This is a genomic window from Kitasatospora sp. NPDC036934 (genome assembly GCF_055608425.1).
On sequence record NZ_JBVJQR010000025.1, the window covers coordinates 20161 to 37087 of the forward strand.

Genomic DNA, 16927 nt, shown 5'->3' on the forward strand with positions numbered 1-16927 from the left:
TGGGACGGCGTTTGGAGTGGGCTGGGTCGGCTTCGTGCGGCGAGCGGTGACCGGGGGATCCGCGAGCTGTGGATACCCAGGACGACCGACTCGTCGGAAGTCCTGGGGCCCGGACGCTCATGTCTCAGTGGCGGTGCGGGCAGGTGTCTGCCGGGCCCGGGCAGTGGCTCGGTTCCGGGGAGACGGGCAGGTGAAGTGTCCAGGCCAGGTTCTGGATGCTCTCGTCCACATGTTGCAGGTGCCGCAGGACGCGTCGCGTCGCGTTGATGTCCTCGGCGTGCGCCCCGGGCTCGCTCGCTCCGAGCTGGGTGGGAATCCCGGGACCGCGTACGAGCGGGGTGTCGCTCCGGGCCTGGGGCGTTGCCCGGCTGATCAGGATGGCGAGGTTGTGGTCGATCCTGCGTGCCTCGTCCACGAGGCGCGGATCGGTGCCGATGCGGACGCCGGCGGGCACCAGTCGGACGGTGGCGGCCAGGCTGCGGGCGTGGAACGCGGCGGTCTCCAGCTGTCCCAGGACGGTGAGCGCGGCGCGCCTTCGGGAGCGCAGCGGGCTGATCGGGGTGATCAGTGGCTGCATCGACAGGCGCAGGCCGTCCAGGGCCGAATCGAGCGCGCGGGCCGGATCGAGCAGGTCGCCGCAGGGCTCGCCGCGCAGCTGGGCCAGCGATCGGGCCAGCACGTCGCGCAGCCGCTCCAGCACGTCGCGCAGCAGCTGGTCGGTGCGTTCGCGGGTGTGTACCGGCAGCACGAGCAGAGCGGCAGTCAGTCCGCACGCGATCCCCAGCGTGGTCTCCTCGATCCGCACCACCAGCACGTCCGGGGTGAGGGCGTGGAGCAGCGTGTAGAGCATGCCGATCATCGTGGTGACGAAGAAGGACATCAGCGTGTAGGACACCGTGATCGTGTAGTACATCCCGAACACGCTGAGGCCCGCCAGGGCGAAGGCCGGCCAGGGTGCGCCGCCTGTCAGGGCGGCGAGGGCGAGCCCGGCGACGACACCCAGCACCGTGCCGATCAGGCGCCGGTATCCCCTGACCAGGACCTCGCCGGTGGAGGAGGTGCCGATGAACACCACCCAGCAGGTGAAGACCGCCCAGTACCAGCGCTGGGGCGACAGCAGTTCACCACCGACGATGGCCACCGCCGATCCGGTCGCGACCTGGAGCGCGGTCCTGGTGGTGGGGCGGACGCGAGTGCCCTGATGTTTCGGTACGGCATCCACCGTCGGCGCAGAGCCCGCCGCATTGCGTTCGGAAGGCGGCCGTGCCGCCTCGGGGGCGTCCTGGATCGCCAGGGTTCGACCGTCGGTGGCCGGACGACGGTGGAACAGGGCGTGGGCGAGGTCCCCGGTGGAGCGGAAGACGTCCTGCATCGCCGGGGACGCGTCGGGCAGTTGCTCGCTGCTGCGGTGGCCGAGCAGCCGGTCGCCGACCTCGCCGGGGCCGGAGCCCGCCGGCCGTGGACCCGAACCGTGCGCTGCGCGCAGCGCACGCAGCTCCGAGGTCAGTACGGGCAGCGTCGCCGTGTCACGGGCGTCTGCGGGGGATTCGGCAGGGCGGGCCCTCGTCAGGTGCTGGGTCAGGGTGTCGACGTGGGCTTCGGGATGCAGGACCCGGAGCACGAGGACGGCCAGCCGTTCCACGGCCGTCTCCGCTTCGGCCACGTGGCGCCGGACCCCGGTGGCGGTGCGCTCGTCGGTCGTGCCGGCTCCCAGCTGCTTCTGGATCATCAGTGCGCCCATGTGCAGGCGGGTCACCCGCCGGCGCAGGACGTTCCCCACCCGCTGGGCGCGCCGCGCCTGCCGTCCGCCCTCGACCACATCGATCAGCGCGTCGAGCACCAGCGCCAGGCGCAGGTCGAAGGCCCGCTGCAGCCGTGCCAGCGTCCGTTCCGGTGGCGAGCGCAGGACGGTGAACCGGACCAGCGCCGAGCTGCCGAAGGCCACCAGCACGGCCAGGGAAAGTTGCGGCAACTGCCCCACGCGGGTCCCGACGAACTGGGTCACGAAGAAGAGCTGGAAGGCGAAGACGCCCAGAGTGGTCGCACGCGGGCCGAGCCACCGGATGTGGATGGCGGTGAAGATCAGGAGCACGAACACCGCGTCCGCCACGACCCGGTACGGTGCCAGCGCGCTGCCGACCGTCATGATGGCCAGGGAGACCGGCACGCCCATCGCCAGGGTGAGCGCTTGGTCGCGCGGCCGGGGTTCGGTGACCGCGGCCGCGCTGACCATCGCGGTGAGGGCACCTGTCACCAGGATCGGCACCGGGGCAGACAGTGCCGTGAGGGCGCCGAGCGTCAGCAGCACCGCGCCGACCGTGCCGAGGGCGGAGAGCAACCGGAGCAGTCCGGGATCGGCTGCCAGGAACCGATCGTAGGCATCTGCCAGTCCTTTTCGTGTTCGCCGCATGCCCCGGCCGCCCTCCTCGCGGGACCGATGGTGGATGTCCTACGCCGCCGACTCGTCGAGCGAGGCCAGGAAGTCGTCCACGCTGACCACGTTGTGGGAGACCATGGTCAGGCCGCGCATCATCGCCTGGTAGGTGACCAGGCCACCGGGAGCGGCTATCGCGTCGGTGAACGCCGTGACGTGGTAGCCGCGCTCCATGGCGGTGCGGGCCGTCGATTCAACGGCCATGATCCCGGAGACCCCGGCGATCGCCAGGTATTCGACGCCGCGCTGCCGGAGCTGGAACTCCAGGTCGGTGTGGTGGAAGACGTCGAGGCTCTTGTGCGGCGCGAGGACCACGTCTCCCGGGTGGGGAGCCAGGTCCTCGTGGAACTCGGTGCTCCAGGTGCCGGCGCCGAACATCCGGTTGTCGAACATCTGCCGGTGGATCCCGGAGACGTGCTTCCACGTCGAGTAGTCCTCGTCGGTGAAGGAGGTCGTCGAGTAGAAGACGGGAACGTCCTTGTGTCGCCGGACGCCGGCGATGAGCTTCTTCAGGTTGTCGATCGTGCCCAGCCGTTCGTATTCCGGCGCGTAGATGGAATACGCCTTGCCGTCCTTCGAGAAGTTCTCGTTGACGAGGTCGACGAGCAGCAGTCCCACTCGGCCGTGTTCGTAGTTGGTTGCCATGGCTGTCCTCCAGCGCAGAAGTCGTCATCGGTGGACCCGGAGCGGGTATCGTTACAAGCAATGACTGTAACGTAAATATGGTCCGAGCGCAGCCCCGCGTCGCCGCCCCGTGTCGCCGCCCCGTGCGGCCCGCATCGCAGGCGCTGCTCGGCAGGGGGCATGACCGCTCACGGCCCACCGGGGCCGGGCGTCGATGTCACCCGTGACCGACTTGCGGTCATTGGCTCAGGTCGGGCCGTGCTGCCAGGCCCGAGCGGCGACTTCGACGCGGTTGCGGGCGCCGGGTTTGCGTTGGGCGTTGCCGAGGTGGGTCTTCACCGTGGAGAGGGTGACGGAGAGGGCGGCGGCAGCTTCGTCATCGGTCAGGCCGCGGGCGACCATGGCGACGGCGTCCTGTTCGCGAGGGGTGAGCGGCTCGTGCGGCGGGGGAGCGTCCGGCCCGGGCCGGAGCGGCTGCCGCGCGGGCTGGGCGGCCAGCCGCGCAGGGCACCACCCGCATGCTGAACCTGCTCTACGCCCCGCGGTCCTGACGGCGATCGGGGACGTGTCGAAGCTGGTCAAGCAGGGGCTGGAGGAGGGGTGGGCCGCGAACATCGAGATCGACGGCCCGCACTACCGCCGCAGTGTGATCGAGCCGCCCTCGGGGCGGACCGAGTACTTCAGCATCACCGCGGTGTACATGAACAGCGTGTCGGCCTATCGGGGCCAGTTCCACCAGCACCCCTACGGCGAGATCGACATGGTCGTCCCGATCGACGCGGGCGCCGAGCTCCGCGGCCCGCACGGCTGGCAAGGGGCGGGCTGGACCGCCCCGGCGCCGGCGAGCAAGCACTACCCCGAGGGCCGTGGCGGCGGGCTCATCGCCCTGTTCTACCTGCCGGCGGGCCGCATCTCCTACGACGCCGGGCCGGGTGCCAAGTAGGCGCCGGGGAACGGCGACAGGCCGCGCAAGTTTGATGAAGGAACGGATTGGAGCGCTCTGCTGATGGACAAGGTGGCGGCCACTGCCGGGGAGGCAGTGGCGGACGGCGCATCACTCGCCGTCGGCGGATTCGGCCTGGTCGGCGTCCCGAACGTGCTGATCCAGGCGCTTTTCGAGCGCGGTGTCACGGGACTGCGCGTGGTATCGAACAACTGCGGCGGTGGCGGCGGGGGCCCGGGCATCCTGCTGGCCGCCGGAAGGATCGCGCGGGTGACCGCGTCCTACATCGGCGAGAACAAGGAGTTCGCCCGCCAGTACCCGCCGGTGGCCCGGAAACCGGTGGACGGTTCAGGGACGGGGCATGGTCCGCTCGCCGATCAGGCCGGCACGCAGGGTGGAAAGGATGCGCGAGAGCAGTCGGGAGACCTGCATCTGGGAGACTCCGATGCGCTGGGCGATGGCGGTCTGGGACAGTTCCTCGACGAAGCGCAGGTGAAGGATCAGGCGCTCGCGTCCGGTGAGGCAGGCGATCAACGGCCGCAGTGACTGGAGCTCGTCGACCAGGGGCAGGCGGGCATCGTCGAAGCCGAACGTGCGCTCAAGATCTCCCTGTCGGAGTCCGGCTTCCAGGAGCGCGTCCAGCGAGGTGGCGGTGGAGGCGTTGCCGGCGGTGAGCGCGTCGAGAACGTCTGCCGGACTGATCGAGAGGTGTTCGGCAAGGTCCGCCGCGGTCGGGGCGTGTCCGAGGTCCTGTTCGAGGTGGGCCCGGGCGTCGGCCAGCGTGAAACGCAGGTCTCGGAGGCGTCGTGGCACATGGACGGCCCACGTGGAGTCGCGGAAGAAGTGCTTGATCTCGCCGACGATGGTGGGCATCGCGAAGCTGGCGAACTCCACACCCCGTGCGGGGTCGAAGCGGTCGATGGCGTTGATCAGGCCGATCGTGCCGACTTGCAGGACCTCTTCGTAGGCCGCCGGCCGAGTGCCGAGGCGGCGGGCGGCGAACCTGACGAGGGAGAGGTTGAGTTCGATCAGGGTCGCGCGCACCAGGGAATGCGCCGGTGTGTCCTGTACCAGCACCGCCAGCCGCACCAGAAGTGGCCGGGAGAGGTCCCGGGCTTCGCCGTTGGGGAGGGCTCGTGGGTGGGGGAGCGAGGCCGGGTCGGCCTGTTCCCCGTCCGACGCCCGAACCGCGGACAGGGGAAGGTGCGGTCGTGGGCGGCGGGATGCCGTCCGTCCGTACGAGGTGCGGGTGGGGGCGGCCGCCGGGCTGGAAGGCGGTGCGGTGCTATTTCGCCGTCGCCACGGGGGACCGGATCGTACCGGCGCGGGGGCAGCGGGAGACGGCGGCGCGGATCGGCGCCGTCTCGGTGGAGGTCGCGGCGGGCCACACCGCGATGCTCGGGTGCGGCGAGGAGATCGCCGGCCTGATCACCCCGGCGGCCGAGGGCGACCGATTCGGGGCACCTGCGCGCGTCATGCCAGGCGCGCAGGTCCCGCTTCGCGGCACCTCCTCGTGATCGCCGTGCCTGTCAGGCATTCGGGAGTCGGCACGGTCTTCCAGCCCGTCGGGAGTCACTCATGCTCGTCTGCCCGGATCGTGGGCCACAGCACCGCCACCACGCGTTCCGCGTGGTCGGCGGGCACGGGTGCCCCCGTCTGCAGGTAGTCGCCGAAGTAGCTGCCGAAACAGAGCACGACCACGGTGTCGAGGTCGGCGTCGTCGCGTACCGCGCCGGCGTCCTGCAAGTGGCGCAGGGTCTGCATCAGCTCCGCGCAGCGCGGCTTGTTGCCGTGCTCGCGCATCTGCTCGAACAGCGTCGGCTCGCGCTCGGCCTCGCCCATGAAGTTGCCGTGCAGCGACATGGCCCGCTCGTTGTGATAGCGGGGGTCCAGGCGCCTGATGGCCTCGGTGAACGCCTCCACGGGCGCCATCGCGTCCACGTCCATGGGCGGGTACGCCTCACGCTGCCGCTGCAGGCCGTAGTGGAGCGCGTCCACCACCAGCTCGTACTTGTTCGGCCAGCGCCGGTACAGCGTGGGGCGCGTCACACCCGCGTCCGCCACGACGTCGCCGATCGTCATCCGCGAGTAGCCATCGGTGGCGAGACGTTTGCGGGTGGCCTGGAGGATCGCCTCCTCGATCGCCGGATCCCGCGGCCTGCCACCGGGATGGGGCGCGCGCTCCTGCTCGGGTGCGGCTGCCTCTGTCCCCGCCTTGGAGTGCGGGCGGCGGTTGCGACCGGCGCTCGTCTGGTCCTTGCTGCTCACGGCATGTCCCTTCCTGTCGGCACCCACACTAGCCAGCCGTGGGTCGCGCAGGCAGCAGTTTAGTTTCATCAATTGACTGTAACGAAACTTGTGGTGCATGGTTGTCCCGCCGGGACGGCGCGCCACTGGGGCAGCAGATACCAGGCTGCCGCCCGTCCCCGTGCCGGGAGCGGAGACAGACGCGGTCCGGCCATCCATTCGCGGCGTCCGCCGCATGAAACACGCAAGGAATCCCATGAGCACCGAGAAGCACACCGGTCGTGCCGCCGCAGTCGCCGCCACCGCGGCGGCGGTGGTCGCCTCCCTCACCTCCCTGTCGCCCGCCGTCGCGGAGGAGCAGGGCAGCTCGGCGCCCAAGCCCACCGTGGTCCTCGTTCACGGGGCCTTCGCCGACGCCTCCGGCTGGAACGACACCGCCAGCCAGCTGCGCCACCAGGGCTTCCCGGTCCAGGCGATCGCCAACCCGCTGCGCGGCCTGGACTACGACACCGCCTACCTGGAGGGTCTGCTCAAGGGCATCAAGGGCCCGAAGATCCTCGTCGGCCACTCCTACGGCGGCGCCGTCATCACCGACGCGGCTGCCGACGTCCCCGAGGTCAAGGCGCTGGTCTACGTCGCCGCCTTCGCGCCCGACCAGGGCGAGACGCTCGGCGGTCTGCTGGAGCAGCACCCGGACGCGAGCGTGCCGCCGCTGCCGCAGCAGGCGTTCCAGTTCACCCGGCCCGACGGGACCACCGGCACCGAGGTCATGCTGGACCCGGCCAAGTTCGCCGACGCGTTCGCCGGTGACGTGCCCGCGAAGACCGCGGCCCTCATGGCCGTCTCCCAGCGACCCATCGCCGCCGAGGCGTTCGGACAGCCGGCCAAGCACGCCGCGTGGAAGACGATCCCGTCCTGGGCCGTGGTCGCCACCAACGACCACGCCATCGCCCCGAGCCTGGAGCGCTTCATGGCCAAGCGCGCGGGCGCCCACGTCACCGAGGTCCGCAGCTCCCACGCCGTCATGGTCAGCCACCCCGCCGCGGTCACGGACGTGATCAAGCAGGCGTACCGCGCCACCCGCTGACCCCGTGACTCCGCGCGGCAGGACCCGTACCCCCGTAGCCGGGTCTGCCGCGCGGACCCGGCCCCCCGGCCGGTGCCCCCCCGAGCCGCCGGGCGGGCCGCCCGCAGCTCGCCTGAACCGACACGTGTCCCGCCCTCTGGGCGGACGTGCCACGATTTCGAGGAAGCCATGAACCTGTTCGACTCCGCCCGGTGGTCCGGAAAGATCAACATCGACGGCTGGCACGACGCCGCCGGCGGCAAGACGGCCGTCGTCAACCCGTCGACCGGCGAGACCCTGGAGCACATCGGCTCCGGCGACGCGAGCGACATCGCCCGTGCGGCCTCCCGCGCCGCCGACGTCCAGCGCGACTGGGCCGCCACCCCGCACACCGAACGCGCCGCCATCCTGCGGCGCGCGGCCGAACTGTTCGCCGCCACCGCACCCGAGATCCAGGACTGGTTGATCCGCGAGAGCGGCAGCACCCGCGCCCGGGCCGTCTTCGAGACCGACCAGGCCGAGCAGGAGTGCTACGAGGCGGCCGTGCTGTGCTCGCACCCGATCGGGCAGGTCATGCCCTCCACCGAGCCGCGCCTGAGCATGACCCGCCGGATGCCCGCCGGCGTCGTCGGCGTCATCTCGCCGTTCAACGTGCCGCTGATCCTGGCGATCCGCTCCGTCGCCCCGGCCCTCGCACTCGGCAACACCGTCGTCCTCAAGCCCGACCCGCGCACCGCCGTGTCCGGCGGCGTCACCATCATGCGGATCTTCGAAGAGGCCGGCCTGCCGCAGGGCGTCCTCACCATGGTCCCCGGCGACGGCGCCGCCGGCGCGGCGCTGGTCGACGACCCGCACGTGCGCGTCATCTCCTTCACCGGCTCCACCGGGGCCGGCCGCAAGGTCGGCGAGGCCGCCGCCCGCGCTGTCAAGCGCGCCCACCTCGAACTCGGCGGCAACAACGCGATGATCGTGCTCCCGGACGCGGACCTGGAGCGCGCCGTCTCCACGGTCGCCTGGGGCTCCTTCTTCAACCAGGGCCAGGTCTGCATGGCCACCGGCCGCATCCTGGTCCACGCCGACATCGCCGAGGAGTTCACCGCCCGCCTCGCGGCGAAGGCCGAGCAGCTCTCTGTCGGCGACCCTGCGTCCTCCGACGTCGACCTCGGCCCGCTGATCAACGCCCACCAGCGCGACATCATCCACTCGCAGGTCACCGCCAGCATCGAAGCCGGCGCCCGCGTGCTGGCCGGCGGCACCTACGACAACCTCTTCTACCGCCCCACCGTCCTCGTCGACGTCCCCGACGACGCCCCCGCCTACGCCGAGGAGGTCTTCGGCCCCGTCGTGCCGGTGCGCACCTTCACCACCGTGGACGAGGCCGCGCAGCTCGCCGCCGACGACCAGTACGGCCTCTCCCTCGCCATCCTCACCCGCGACGTCATGGCCGGCCTGGAACTGGCCGAGCGCATCCCGAGCGGCCTGGTGCACATCAACGACCAGACCATCAACGACGACGCCCTCATCCCCTTCGGCGGCGTCGGCTGGTCCGGCACCGGCGCCCGCTTCGGCGGCGAGGCCAACATCGAGGCCTTCACCGAGACCCGCTGGATCACCGTGCGCGCGAACCAGCCCGTCTACCCGATGTGACGTAGCCACCCACGGCCCACGCCGTCGCCGGCCACGGGCCGGCCCCGCACCGACCACGGTGCCGGGCCGGCCCCGCGCCCCCTCCTCCCGCAGTCACCGAAAGAGCACCCCGCGATGTCCGACCTGACCTTCCTCGCCATCTCCGGCAGCCTGCGCCGCACCTCCCACAACACCGGCCTGCTGCGCGCCGTCCGGACCCTCGCCCCCGCCGGCGTCACCATCGACCTCCACGACGGAGTCGGCACCCTGCCCCACTTCGACCAGGACCTCGAAAACGGCCCCGAACCCGCCGCGGTCGCCGACCTGCGCCGCCGCGTGCGGGAGGCCGACGGCGTCATCATCGCCACCCCGGAGTACAACTCCGCGATCCCCGGTGTCCTGATGAACGCCCTCGACTGGCTCTCCCGCCCCGCCGGCCGGCACGCCCTGCGCGGCAAGCCCACCGCCATCCTCGGCGCCTCCCCCTCCCAGTTCGGCACCGCCCGCGGCCAGCTCGTCCTGCGCCAGATCCTGCACCGCATCCAGACCCCGGTCGTCGCCCACCCGGAGGTCACCGTCTTCCAGTCCCACCACCGCTTCGACGCCGACGGCAACTTCACCGGCGACGACCTCACCGAGAGCCTGCTGCAGGCACTGCTGGCCGAACTCGTCGTCCTGGCCGAGGTCAACTCCCCGGCCCACGCCGTCTGACAGCCCACGCCGCGCCGCCCGTCACCGGGAGGGCCGGCGTCCAGGTCCGAGACCACGAAGAAGGAGGACGGCGGTGACCAGGTCCAGCAGCAACTTCACGTTCCCGGGATCCCAGGGCGCTCCGCTGGCGGCGACCCTCGAACTACCAGAGGACACCCCGACGGCGTACGCGGTGTTCGCGCACTGCTTCACCTGCGGCAAGGACAGCCACGCCGCCTCCCGCATCTCCAAAGCCCTCACCACGCACGGCCTCGCCGTCCTGCGCTTCGACCTCACCGGACTCGGCCACTCCGACGGCGACTTCGCCGACACCACCTTCAGCTCCGACGTCGCCGACATCGTCCGCGCCGCCGACCACCTTCGCGACCACCACCAGGCCCCGTCCCTGCTCATCGGGCACTCCCTCGGCGGAGCCGCCGCGATCGCCGCCACCCACTGCATCCCCGAAGTGCGGGCGGTCGCGACGATCGGCGCCCCGGCCGAACCCGGCCACGTCGCCCACCAGTTCGCGCCCCACCGGGCGGAGATCACCGAGCACGGTGAAGCCGACATCGACCTGGCAGGCCGGATCTTCCGCATCCGTCGACAGTTCATCGACGACCTGCTCGCTCAGCCCCAGGCCATGCGCATCCGCACCCTGAACGCGGCCCTGCTCGTCATGCACTCCCCGACCGACCGGACCGTCGACGTCGACAACGCACGGCAGATCTTCCAGACCGCCCGCCACCCCAAGTCCTACGTCACACTGCCCGGTGCCGACCACCTGCTGAGCCGACACGCGGACGCCGAGTACGTCGCCGCCGTCCTCGCCGTCTGGGCCACCCGCTACACCCGACCCCTCCCGACCACGTCCGCCACGGCGTGACGGCGACCGGCCGACAACCCGCCACCCCACGAACCCAGGGAGAGACCGACATGCCCGAACACGCCACCGCCCCGCAGGTGACCACCCTGTCGGCAGGCCTCGGAAGACCGGAACCCGGCCTCGTCATCGTGACCGAGAACGGAGCCCGGCCCTACGGCCAGTCGGTCAGAGCCGGCCGGCACCTCCTGGCCGCCGACGAGCCCCGGCCCGACGGACAGGACACCGGCCCCGGCCCCTACGACCTGCTCCTCGCCGCCCTGGGCAGCTGCACGTCCATGACGGTGCGCACGTACGCCGACCGCAAGGGCTGGCCCCTCGACCAGGTGACCGTCTCCCTGCGCCACGAGCGCGTCCACGCCGCGGACTGCGCCGAGTGCGACAACGCCGGCGCGGGCGCTCTCGTCTCCAGGATCACCCGGACGATCCGCCTCGACGGCGACCTCGACTCCGACCAGCGAAGGCGCCTGATGGAGATCGCCGAACACTGCCCCGTGCATCGCACCCTGACCGCGGGCGCGGTCGTCAGCACCACCGAAGCCCCGGCCCAGCCGTGACCGCCGAGCCTGCGGCGCCGGACTACACGACGGACACCCGCGCCGCGCTCGCGGTCATCGCCGCGCACGGCCACAGCGGCCACCCGCCCACCGATGCGGCGCAGGCGCGGGCCGGTCCCGCCCTCGCGGCGGTGATCGGACCGCCGCCGCCCGTGGCCGAGGTGAAGACCACCACGGTGCCGGGTCCCGGCGGCCCGATCGCGCTGACGGTGTACCGGCCGACCCTCGGCGCGGGACCGCAGCCGGGGCTGCTGTACTTCCACGGCGGCGGGTTCGTCATCGACGGCGACCGCAGCCACGACGGATTCCTGCGGGCCCTGGCCACCGGCACCGGGCACGTGGTGCTGTCCGTCGACTACCGCCTCGCCCCCGAGCACCCGTTCCCGGCCGCCGTCGACGACGCCGAGGTTGCGGCCCGCCATGTCGCCGCGCACGCCGGGCAGTTCGGCATCGATCCGGAGAAGCTCTCGGTTGCCGGGGACAGCGCCGGAGCCGCCCTGGCCGCCGTCACGGCCCAGCTGGCCCGCACCGGCGAAGCGGCCCTCGCCGCGCAGGTGTTGATCGTCCCCCAGACCCTGTACCCGCCGCAGGCCGACACCGTGAGCCGCCGTCGACTCGGCGAGGGCTTCTACCTCACCACCGAGCTGCTCGCCTGGTTCGCCGACCAGTACGTGCCCGACCCGCAGGACCGCAGCGACCCTCGCGCCGCCCCGGCGCTGGCCCCGGACCTCACCGGCCTGCCCCCGGCGCTCGTCGTGACCGCCGGACTCGACCCGCTGCGCGACGAGGGCGAGCACTACGCCCGGGCCATGGCCGCCGCCGGGGTGCCCGTCCGGCAGCGGCGGCTCGAAGGAGCCTTCCACCTCCTGTGGCTGGCCACGAAGACCAGCCCGGCGATCCAGGCCGACCTCATCGGCCTCATCACCGAGCACCTCGACAACCCGCAGTGACAGGAACCCGCAGGCACCACCCCGATCCAGTCCCGGATCGTCCCACCACCCGGAGAGGGCCGGAGCGAGGGTTCCCGGCATCTGGCCGTCTCATGCCCTCGGCGGCCGCCAACGCCACCGACCGCCCCGTCACCGACGAACCCGCCGCTCGGGACGGGCTGAACTTCGGCTTCCTGCCGTCAGGACCATCACGTCCAACGCCGTGACCTTCCGGGCCAACCCGCTGAAAGCAAAGGAGGACGAACACATGAAGGTCGAGATCTTCAGCGACATCGCCTGCCCGTGGTGCTACATCGGACAGGTCCGGTTCGAACGCGCCCTGGAGGAATTCCCCGGCAAGGCCGATGTCGAGGTGTCCTACCGCCCCTACCAGCTCAACCCGACCATGTCGTACGAGCCGCAGCCACTCCTCGACTACTACCTCGCCCGCGGCGGCCTCGCCTTCCGCGACGACCACGCGCGGACCGCCGACGTCGCCACCGAGGAAGGGCTCCACCTCGACCTGGAGCGGGCACTCGCGGTCAACACCCTGCCCGCACACCGACTCGTGTGGCTCGCCGAACGCGACTACGACGCGGGCGTCCAGCGCGCGGTCAAGCACGCGCTCATGCGCACCTACCTCGCCGACGGCGGCAACGTGGCCGACCTGGACACCCTCGTCATGCTCGCCCGGCAGGCGGGGATGGACCCCGACCAGGCGAGGACCGACCTCGCCGACGACACCGGCACGGAAGAGGTCAAGGCCGAGATGCGCCACGCGGACCAGATCGGCGTCCGGGCCGTGCCGACCTTCGTGTTCGACGGCCGCCTCGCTGTGCGTGGTGCACAGTCCGCCGCCACCTTCCGCAAGGTCCTCCAGGACGTTGCCGCCCAGAGCGCACCTTCCACTCCCGACACCGGCGCCTGCGCGGCCGACAGCTGCGCGATCTGACCCGGCCGGCGCCCGAGCACCCCACCACCAGGCCCCTGCGGGCCCCGGCCCGCGCTGCGGGAGACCTCCCCGGGGCAGCGGCCCAGTCCTTCCCGCCGCCCCGGGCGACCGGCACACCCCACCAGGAGACGTACCTTCATGACCGACAACCTCAAACGCCTGGCCGACGAAGCCGTCGCGATCTGGCTGGACGACCTGTCCCGCGCCCGCATCACCTCCGGAAACCTCGCCGACCTCGTGCGCAACCGCTACGTCACGGGCGTCACCACCAACCCGTCCATCTTCCGCACGGCCATCGCCCACGGAGACGAATACAACGGCGAGCTCGCCGAACTCGCCGCCCTCAACCTCGATGTCACCGCCGAAGAGGCCATCCGCCTGGTCACCACGGCGGATGTCCGCGACGCCGCCGACATCCTCCGCCCCGTCTTCGACGCCACCGACGGCCACGACGGCCACGTCTCCATCGAGGTCGACCCGCGCCTGGCCCACAACACCAGGGCCACCATCGCCGAAGCCAAGCAGCTGGCCCGCCTCGTGGAGCGCCCGAACGTCCTCGTCAAGATCCCGGCCACCAAGGCGGGCCTGCCCGCCATCACCGAGGTGATCGCATCCGGCATCAGCGTCAACGTCACCCTGATCTTCTCCGTCAGCCGCTACCGCGAGGTCATCGACGCCTACTGCGCCGGTCTCGAGAAGGCCGGTGCCGCCGGCCAGAACCTGTCCGGGATCCACTCAGTGGCATCGTTCTTCGTCTCCCGCATCGACACCGAAGTCGACAGGCGTCTGAACGGCCTGGGCACTCCCGCCGCCCGACAGGCCCGCGGAAAGGCCGCAGTGGCCAACGCCCGCCTCGCCTACCAGACGTACCGGGAGTTCCTCGTCGGCGAACGGTGGACCCGGCTGGAGAAGGCCGGCGCCAACCGGCAGCGACCCCTCTGGGCCTCCACCAGCGTCAAGGACCCTGCCTACAAGGACACCCTGTACGTCGACGAACTCGTCGCACCGGGCACCGTCAACACCATGCGCGAGGACACCCTGCGGGCAGTCGCCGATCACGGACACATCACCGGCGACACCGTCACCGGCACCTACGCGCAGGCCCGCGCCGACCTCGACACCCTCGCCCGACTCGGCATCTCCTACGACGACGTCGTCCAACTCCTCGAAGACGAAGGCATCGAGAAGTTCACCCGGTCCTGGAACGACCTGCTCGACTCCACCACCGCCGCCTTCATCCGCCTCACCGCCACTGCCGCCGACACCATCGAGCCCCGCCCGGCAGGAGACCACCGTGACTGAGTGGAAGCACGTGTCCACGGCCGCTCAACTCGCCGCCGCCATCGACGAATGCGCACCCGCCATCCACGTCGACACCGTGATCCACGGCATGCCGATGCTCACACTGCCCCCCGGCACCAGGTTGCGCGGCGGCACCCTCGAGTTCGGTGCGAAGGGCCTACGCCTGACCCAGGACAACACCCTGGAGGACGTGACGATCCGCGCCCCCGAGCACGAGGCGGCCATCCTCAACGACACCACGGTCACCACCCTCGGTAGCCTCACACTGAGACGCGTGCGCACCAGCGGACAGGTACTGCTCCTCGCCCGCGACGCCGTCCGCTCCGGCCACGTCCACGTCGACGGCCTGACCGTCGAGGCCGCCGACCTGCGCGGCCGGACCGACCGCCCGCACGGCTTCGGTGTCGACACCCTCCAAGGAGCCTTCACCCTCTGGAACCAGCACTCCGACCCTGGCGCCGAGATCACCGCCGAACTGCTCGACATCAGCGTCGGCAGCGCCACTCACCCGGTCCGCGGCAGCGGCATCTTCATCGGCGGACACGCCGACCAGGACGCTGCCGTCCCCGGCGGCACCACCCGAGTCACGACACTGCGCACCGGGCAGATCCACACCGACGCCGGCATCCGGCCCGGCGCGCCCGACCTGATCAGCGGCGCCGTCTTCCTCTCCTTCGGCGCAGTGGTCGACGAGGTGCTCAACACCGGGACCATCACCACCCATGGCGCCAATGACATGGCACTCGACAACTGGGGACGGGCGCGGTCCTGGACAGCCACCGCCACGATCACCACCTACGGGCCGAGCGGCATCGGCTTCGTCAACTTCGGGGACCTGGACCGCCTCGACGTCCGGGCCCCCGTCACCACCCACGGCACCGGCGCACGAGGCTTCAACTTCTACGACGGAACGTTGCGGCACGCCTCCTTCGACAGCATCGCCACCACGGGCGACGGAGCCATCGGCATCCAGGTCAGCCGCGACCTGCCACAACTGGACGTCCACGGCGACCTGACCACCTCGGGCGGCACCGGCACCAGCCTCGTACGCGGCGAACAGGTCCAACTCCAGGCCACCGCCCTCAGCATCAAGCAAGGCGGACGGATCGGCCGTGTCACGGTCGGCGGACGTATCGCGACATCCGGTGACGACCTCACCACGGTGACGGTCGACGGCGAGTTGGACGCCATCAGCGCCGGCGGCGGCATCCGGGCAACGGGCCGCCGCGCAGACGCCGTCCACACGCGCGGCGAGGGCACGGAACTGGCCGACGTCGTGCTCACCGCAGCCGACGGAAGGGCAATGGTCTGCGGCCTCGGACGAGCGCGTTCCTAGCCCGACCGAGGCGAACCGCGGCAACCCCGACGTGGGCAGGGCGCCACCGGCACCAACCGACCACCGAGCGCGGACCGTACCGGCCCAGTGCTGCCGGATGCTCCGTCATCAAAGCCGTATCGATGGCAATTTCCGCGTCAATCCGCACCCGGGGCACGCCACACCGGACCCGCTCCGGACCCACCGCACGAGGAGACCTGATCATGGCACGTCCTGTTCTCGCCGCAGTCGACGGCTCGTCCCGCAGCCGCGCCGCAGCGGTCTGGGCGGCCGACGAGGCCGCCAGACGAGGAGACCGAGCTGCTGAGCAATGCCGTTGCCGACTGGCGGGAACGGTTCCCCACGATCGACGTCACCGAGGACATCCAGACCGGCGCAGCGGCCCACGCACTGATCACCGCTTCCGCCCATGCCCACCTTCTGGTCATCGGACGACGCACCCGCCGCCCCCGACTGGGCTTGCACATAGGGCCCGTGGCCCACGCCGTAATTCACCACTCGAAGGTCCCCACCGCCGTCATCCCACACCCCTGAACCCCGCCCGCACACACGACGCGAGGCCGACCGCACGGCCATGTCCAACGCGGCACCCCGCAACCCCTTCGCCAGTCGGCCCCCCGCAGAGGGCACTCGGCGAGGGGCAGGTCGAAGTCCTTGGCGACCTGACCGACCGGGGAAGATCGCCGAGGACTACGCGGTGCTCAGCATCTCGCGGACGGCCGGGTGGACCTGATGATGGGGCGGGGCAACACCGGGCCGGTCTACCCGTGGTTCGGGCAGGACATCCGCGACGGCCTCGCCCTCGCCGTGGAGAACTACGCCCTGCTGCGCAGACTCTGGGAGGACGAGGTCGTCGACTGGGAGGGCAAGTTCCGCACTCCGCTGCAGGCGTTCACCGCCACCCCGCGCCCGCTCGACGGGGTCGCACCGTTCGTCTGGCACGGCTCCATCCGCTCGCCCGAGATCGCGGAGCAGGCCGCCTTCTTCGGCGACGGTTTCTTCCACAACCACATCTTCTGGCCCAAGGAGCACACCCGCCGGATGGTGGCCCTCTACCGCCGGCGCTTCGCCCACCACGGCCACGGGACGGAGGAGCAGGCCATCGTCGGACTCGGCGGCCAGGTGTTCATGCGGCGCAACTCCCAGGACGCGCTCCGCGAGTTCCGGCCCTACTTCGACAACGCCCCCGTCTACGGACACGGCCCCTCGCTGGAGGAGTTCACCCGGGAGACCCCGCTCACCGTCGGCTCTCCGCAGCAGGTGATCGAGCGCACCCTGTCCTCCCGCGAGTACGTCGGCGACTACCAGCGCCGGCCTGCTGCAGCGCTACTGCGTGCC

At 71.4% G+C, this 16927-nt stretch carries 17 protein-coding genes and 2 pseudogenes; 14 read left to right on the forward strand and 5 right to left on the reverse strand.

Annotated features, from left to right (window positions below):
• Positions 1-124 precede the first annotated feature (124 nt).
• The 3 genes from ACZ7BZ_RS30110 to ACZ7BZ_RS30120 all read right to left on the reverse strand — a co-directional run bounded on the left by ACZ7BZ_RS30110 (position 125) and on the right by ACZ7BZ_RS30120 (position 3673).
• Entirely contained in the window at positions 125-2410 is a 2286-nt protein-coding gene (locus ACZ7BZ_RS30110) for an FUSC family protein (protein ID WP_470361077.1), read from the reverse strand.
• Positions 2411-2449: 39 nt separating this feature from the next.
• Positions 2450-3079 (reverse strand): cysteine hydrolase family protein, encoded by a 630-nt coding sequence (locus ACZ7BZ_RS30115; protein ID WP_470361078.1) that lies wholly within the window; start codon positions 3077-3079, stop codon positions 2450-2452.
• A 225-nt stretch (positions 3080-3304) separates the two neighbouring features.
• Positions 3305-3673, reverse strand: coding sequence for a response regulator transcription factor (locus ACZ7BZ_RS30120; protein ID WP_470361079.1), 369 nt, complete (start codon positions 3671-3673; stop codon positions 3305-3307).
• Between ACZ7BZ_RS30120 and ACZ7BZ_RS30125 the strand changes: the two genes are divergently transcribed.
• Together ACZ7BZ_RS30125 and ACZ7BZ_RS30130 are read left to right on the forward strand one after the other, a co-directional pair.
• The gene (locus tag ACZ7BZ_RS30125) at positions 3624-4001 is read left to right on the forward strand and encodes a 4-hydroxylaminobenzoate lyase (protein WP_470361080.1); all 378 of its coding nucleotides are present in this window, start codon (positions 3624-3626) and stop codon (positions 3999-4001) included. The two genes, ACZ7BZ_RS30120 and ACZ7BZ_RS30125, sit on opposite strands and share 50 nt — an antisense overlap.
• A gap of 63 nt (positions 4002-4064) precedes the next feature.
• Positions 4065-4319, forward strand: a pseudogene (locus tag ACZ7BZ_RS30130) (CoA-transferase); the annotation flags it as partial.
• A 30-nt stretch (positions 4320-4349) separates the two neighbouring features.
• Here ACZ7BZ_RS30130 and ACZ7BZ_RS30135 read toward each other — a convergent pair.
• Positions 4350-5078 carry a SigB/SigF/SigG family RNA polymerase sigma factor gene (locus tag ACZ7BZ_RS30135; RefSeq protein WP_470361081.1) on the reverse strand — a complete coding sequence of 243 codons (729 nt, stop codon included), beginning with the start codon at positions 5076-5078 and terminating at the stop codon, positions 4350-4352.
• A gap of 200 nt (positions 5079-5278) precedes the next feature.
• On the opposite strand from ACZ7BZ_RS30135, the gene ACZ7BZ_RS30140 reads away from it, so the two are divergent.
• Positions 5279-5518, forward strand: a complete 240-nt coding sequence (locus ACZ7BZ_RS30140) for a hypothetical protein (protein WP_470361082.1) — start codon at positions 5279-5281, stop codon at positions 5516-5518.
• A 55-nt stretch (positions 5519-5573) separates the two neighbouring features.
• On the opposite strand, the gene ACZ7BZ_RS30145 is transcribed toward ACZ7BZ_RS30140, so the two are convergent.
• The gene (locus ACZ7BZ_RS30145) at positions 5574-6269 is read right to left on the reverse strand and encodes a TetR/AcrR family transcriptional regulator (RefSeq protein WP_470361083.1); all 696 of its coding nucleotides are present in this window, start codon (positions 6267-6269) and stop codon (positions 5574-5576) included.
• A gap of 235 nt (positions 6270-6504) precedes the next feature.
• On the opposite strand from ACZ7BZ_RS30145, the gene ACZ7BZ_RS30150 reads away from it, so the two are divergent.
• The 11 genes and pseudogenes from ACZ7BZ_RS30150 to ACZ7BZ_RS30200 form a co-directional block, all read left to right on the forward strand.
• Positions 6505-7335 carry an alpha/beta fold hydrolase gene (locus ACZ7BZ_RS30150; protein WP_470361084.1) on the forward strand — a complete coding sequence of 277 codons (831 nt, stop codon included), beginning with the start codon at positions 6505-6507 and terminating at the stop codon, positions 7333-7335.
• 168 nt (positions 7336-7503) lie between these two features.
• Positions 7504-8961 carry a benzaldehyde dehydrogenase gene (locus tag ACZ7BZ_RS30155; protein ID WP_470361085.1) on the forward strand — a complete coding sequence of 486 codons (1458 nt, stop codon included), beginning with the start codon at positions 7504-7506 and terminating at the stop codon, positions 8959-8961.
• 114 nt (positions 8962-9075) lie between these two features.
• The gene (locus ACZ7BZ_RS30160; RefSeq protein WP_470361086.1) at positions 9076-9651 is read left to right on the forward strand and encodes an NADPH-dependent FMN reductase; all 576 of its coding nucleotides are present in this window, start codon (positions 9076-9078) and stop codon (positions 9649-9651) included.
• 73 nt (positions 9652-9724) lie between these two features.
• Positions 9725-10516: an alpha/beta hydrolase family protein gene (locus ACZ7BZ_RS30165; protein ID WP_470361087.1), complete on the forward strand. Its 792-nt coding sequence runs from the start codon at positions 9725-9727 to the stop codon at positions 10514-10516.
• Positions 10517-10566: 50 nt separating this feature from the next.
• Complete coding sequence (locus ACZ7BZ_RS30170; RefSeq protein ID WP_470361088.1) at positions 10567-11070, forward strand: OsmC family protein; 504 nt, start codon at positions 10567-10569, stop codon at positions 11068-11070.
• Positions 11067-12020 (forward strand): alpha/beta hydrolase, encoded by a 954-nt coding sequence (locus tag ACZ7BZ_RS30175; RefSeq protein ID WP_470361089.1) that lies wholly within the window; start codon positions 11067-11069, stop codon positions 12018-12020. Before ACZ7BZ_RS30170 ends, ACZ7BZ_RS30175 begins: the two co-directional genes overlap by 4 nt.
• A gap of 247 nt (positions 12021-12267) precedes the next feature.
• Entirely contained in the window at positions 12268-12951 is a 684-nt protein-coding gene (locus ACZ7BZ_RS30180; protein WP_470361090.1) for a DsbA family oxidoreductase, read from the forward strand.
• Positions 12952-13089: 138 nt separating this feature from the next.
• On the forward strand, positions 13090-14253 hold the full coding sequence (gene tal, locus ACZ7BZ_RS30185) for a transaldolase (RefSeq protein WP_470361091.1): 1164 nt from the start codon (positions 13090-13092) through the stop codon (positions 14251-14253).
• A complete protein-coding gene (locus tag ACZ7BZ_RS30190; protein WP_470361092.1) occupies positions 14246-15589 on the forward strand; it encodes a hypothetical protein in 1344 nt (447 codons plus the stop codon). The genes tal and ACZ7BZ_RS30190 overlap by 8 nt, the downstream gene beginning before the upstream one ends.
• A 213-nt stretch (positions 15590-15802) precedes the next feature.
• Positions 15803-16123: a universal stress protein gene (locus ACZ7BZ_RS30195; RefSeq protein ID WP_470361131.1), complete on the forward strand. Its 321-nt coding sequence runs from the start codon at positions 15803-15805 to the stop codon at positions 16121-16123.
• 136 nt (positions 16124-16259) lie between these two features.
• Positions 16260-16903, forward strand: a pseudogene (locus ACZ7BZ_RS30200) (LLM class flavin-dependent oxidoreductase); the annotation flags it as partial.
• Positions 16904-16927: the final 24 nt, after the last annotated feature.

What these genes read in the sequence shown, in the direction of transcription:
- ACZ7BZ_RS30110 (WP_470361077.1), bottom strand. Translation starts at nt 2,410, where the DNA reads ATGCGGCGAACACGAAAAGGACTGGCAGATGCCTACGATCGGTTCCTG.
- ACZ7BZ_RS30115 (WP_470361078.1), bottom strand. Translation starts at nt 3,079, where the DNA reads ATGGCAACCAACTACGAACACGGCCGAGTGGGACTGCTGCTCGTCGAC.
- ACZ7BZ_RS30120 (WP_470361079.1), bottom strand. Translation starts at nt 3,673, where the DNA reads ATGTTCGCGGCCCACCCCTCCTCCAGCCCCTGCTTGACCAGCTTCGAC.
- ACZ7BZ_RS30150 (WP_470361084.1), top strand. Translation starts at nt 6,505, where the DNA reads ATGAGCACCGAGAAGCACACCGGTCGTGCCGCCGCAGTCGCCGCCACC.
- ACZ7BZ_RS30155 (WP_470361085.1), top strand. Translation starts at nt 7,504, where the DNA reads ATGAACCTGTTCGACTCCGCCCGGTGGTCCGGAAAGATCAACATCGAC.
- ACZ7BZ_RS30160 (WP_470361086.1), top strand. Translation starts at nt 9,076, where the DNA reads ATGTCCGACCTGACCTTCCTCGCCATCTCCGGCAGCCTGCGCCGCACC.
- ACZ7BZ_RS30170 (WP_470361088.1), top strand. Translation starts at nt 10,567, where the DNA reads ATGCCCGAACACGCCACCGCCCCGCAGGTGACCACCCTGTCGGCAGGC.
- ACZ7BZ_RS30180 (WP_470361090.1), top strand. Translation starts at nt 12,268, where the DNA reads ATGAAGGTCGAGATCTTCAGCGACATCGCCTGCCCGTGGTGCTACATC.
- tal (WP_470361091.1), top strand. Translation starts at nt 13,090, where the DNA reads ATGACCGACAACCTCAAACGCCTGGCCGACGAAGCCGTCGCGATCTGG.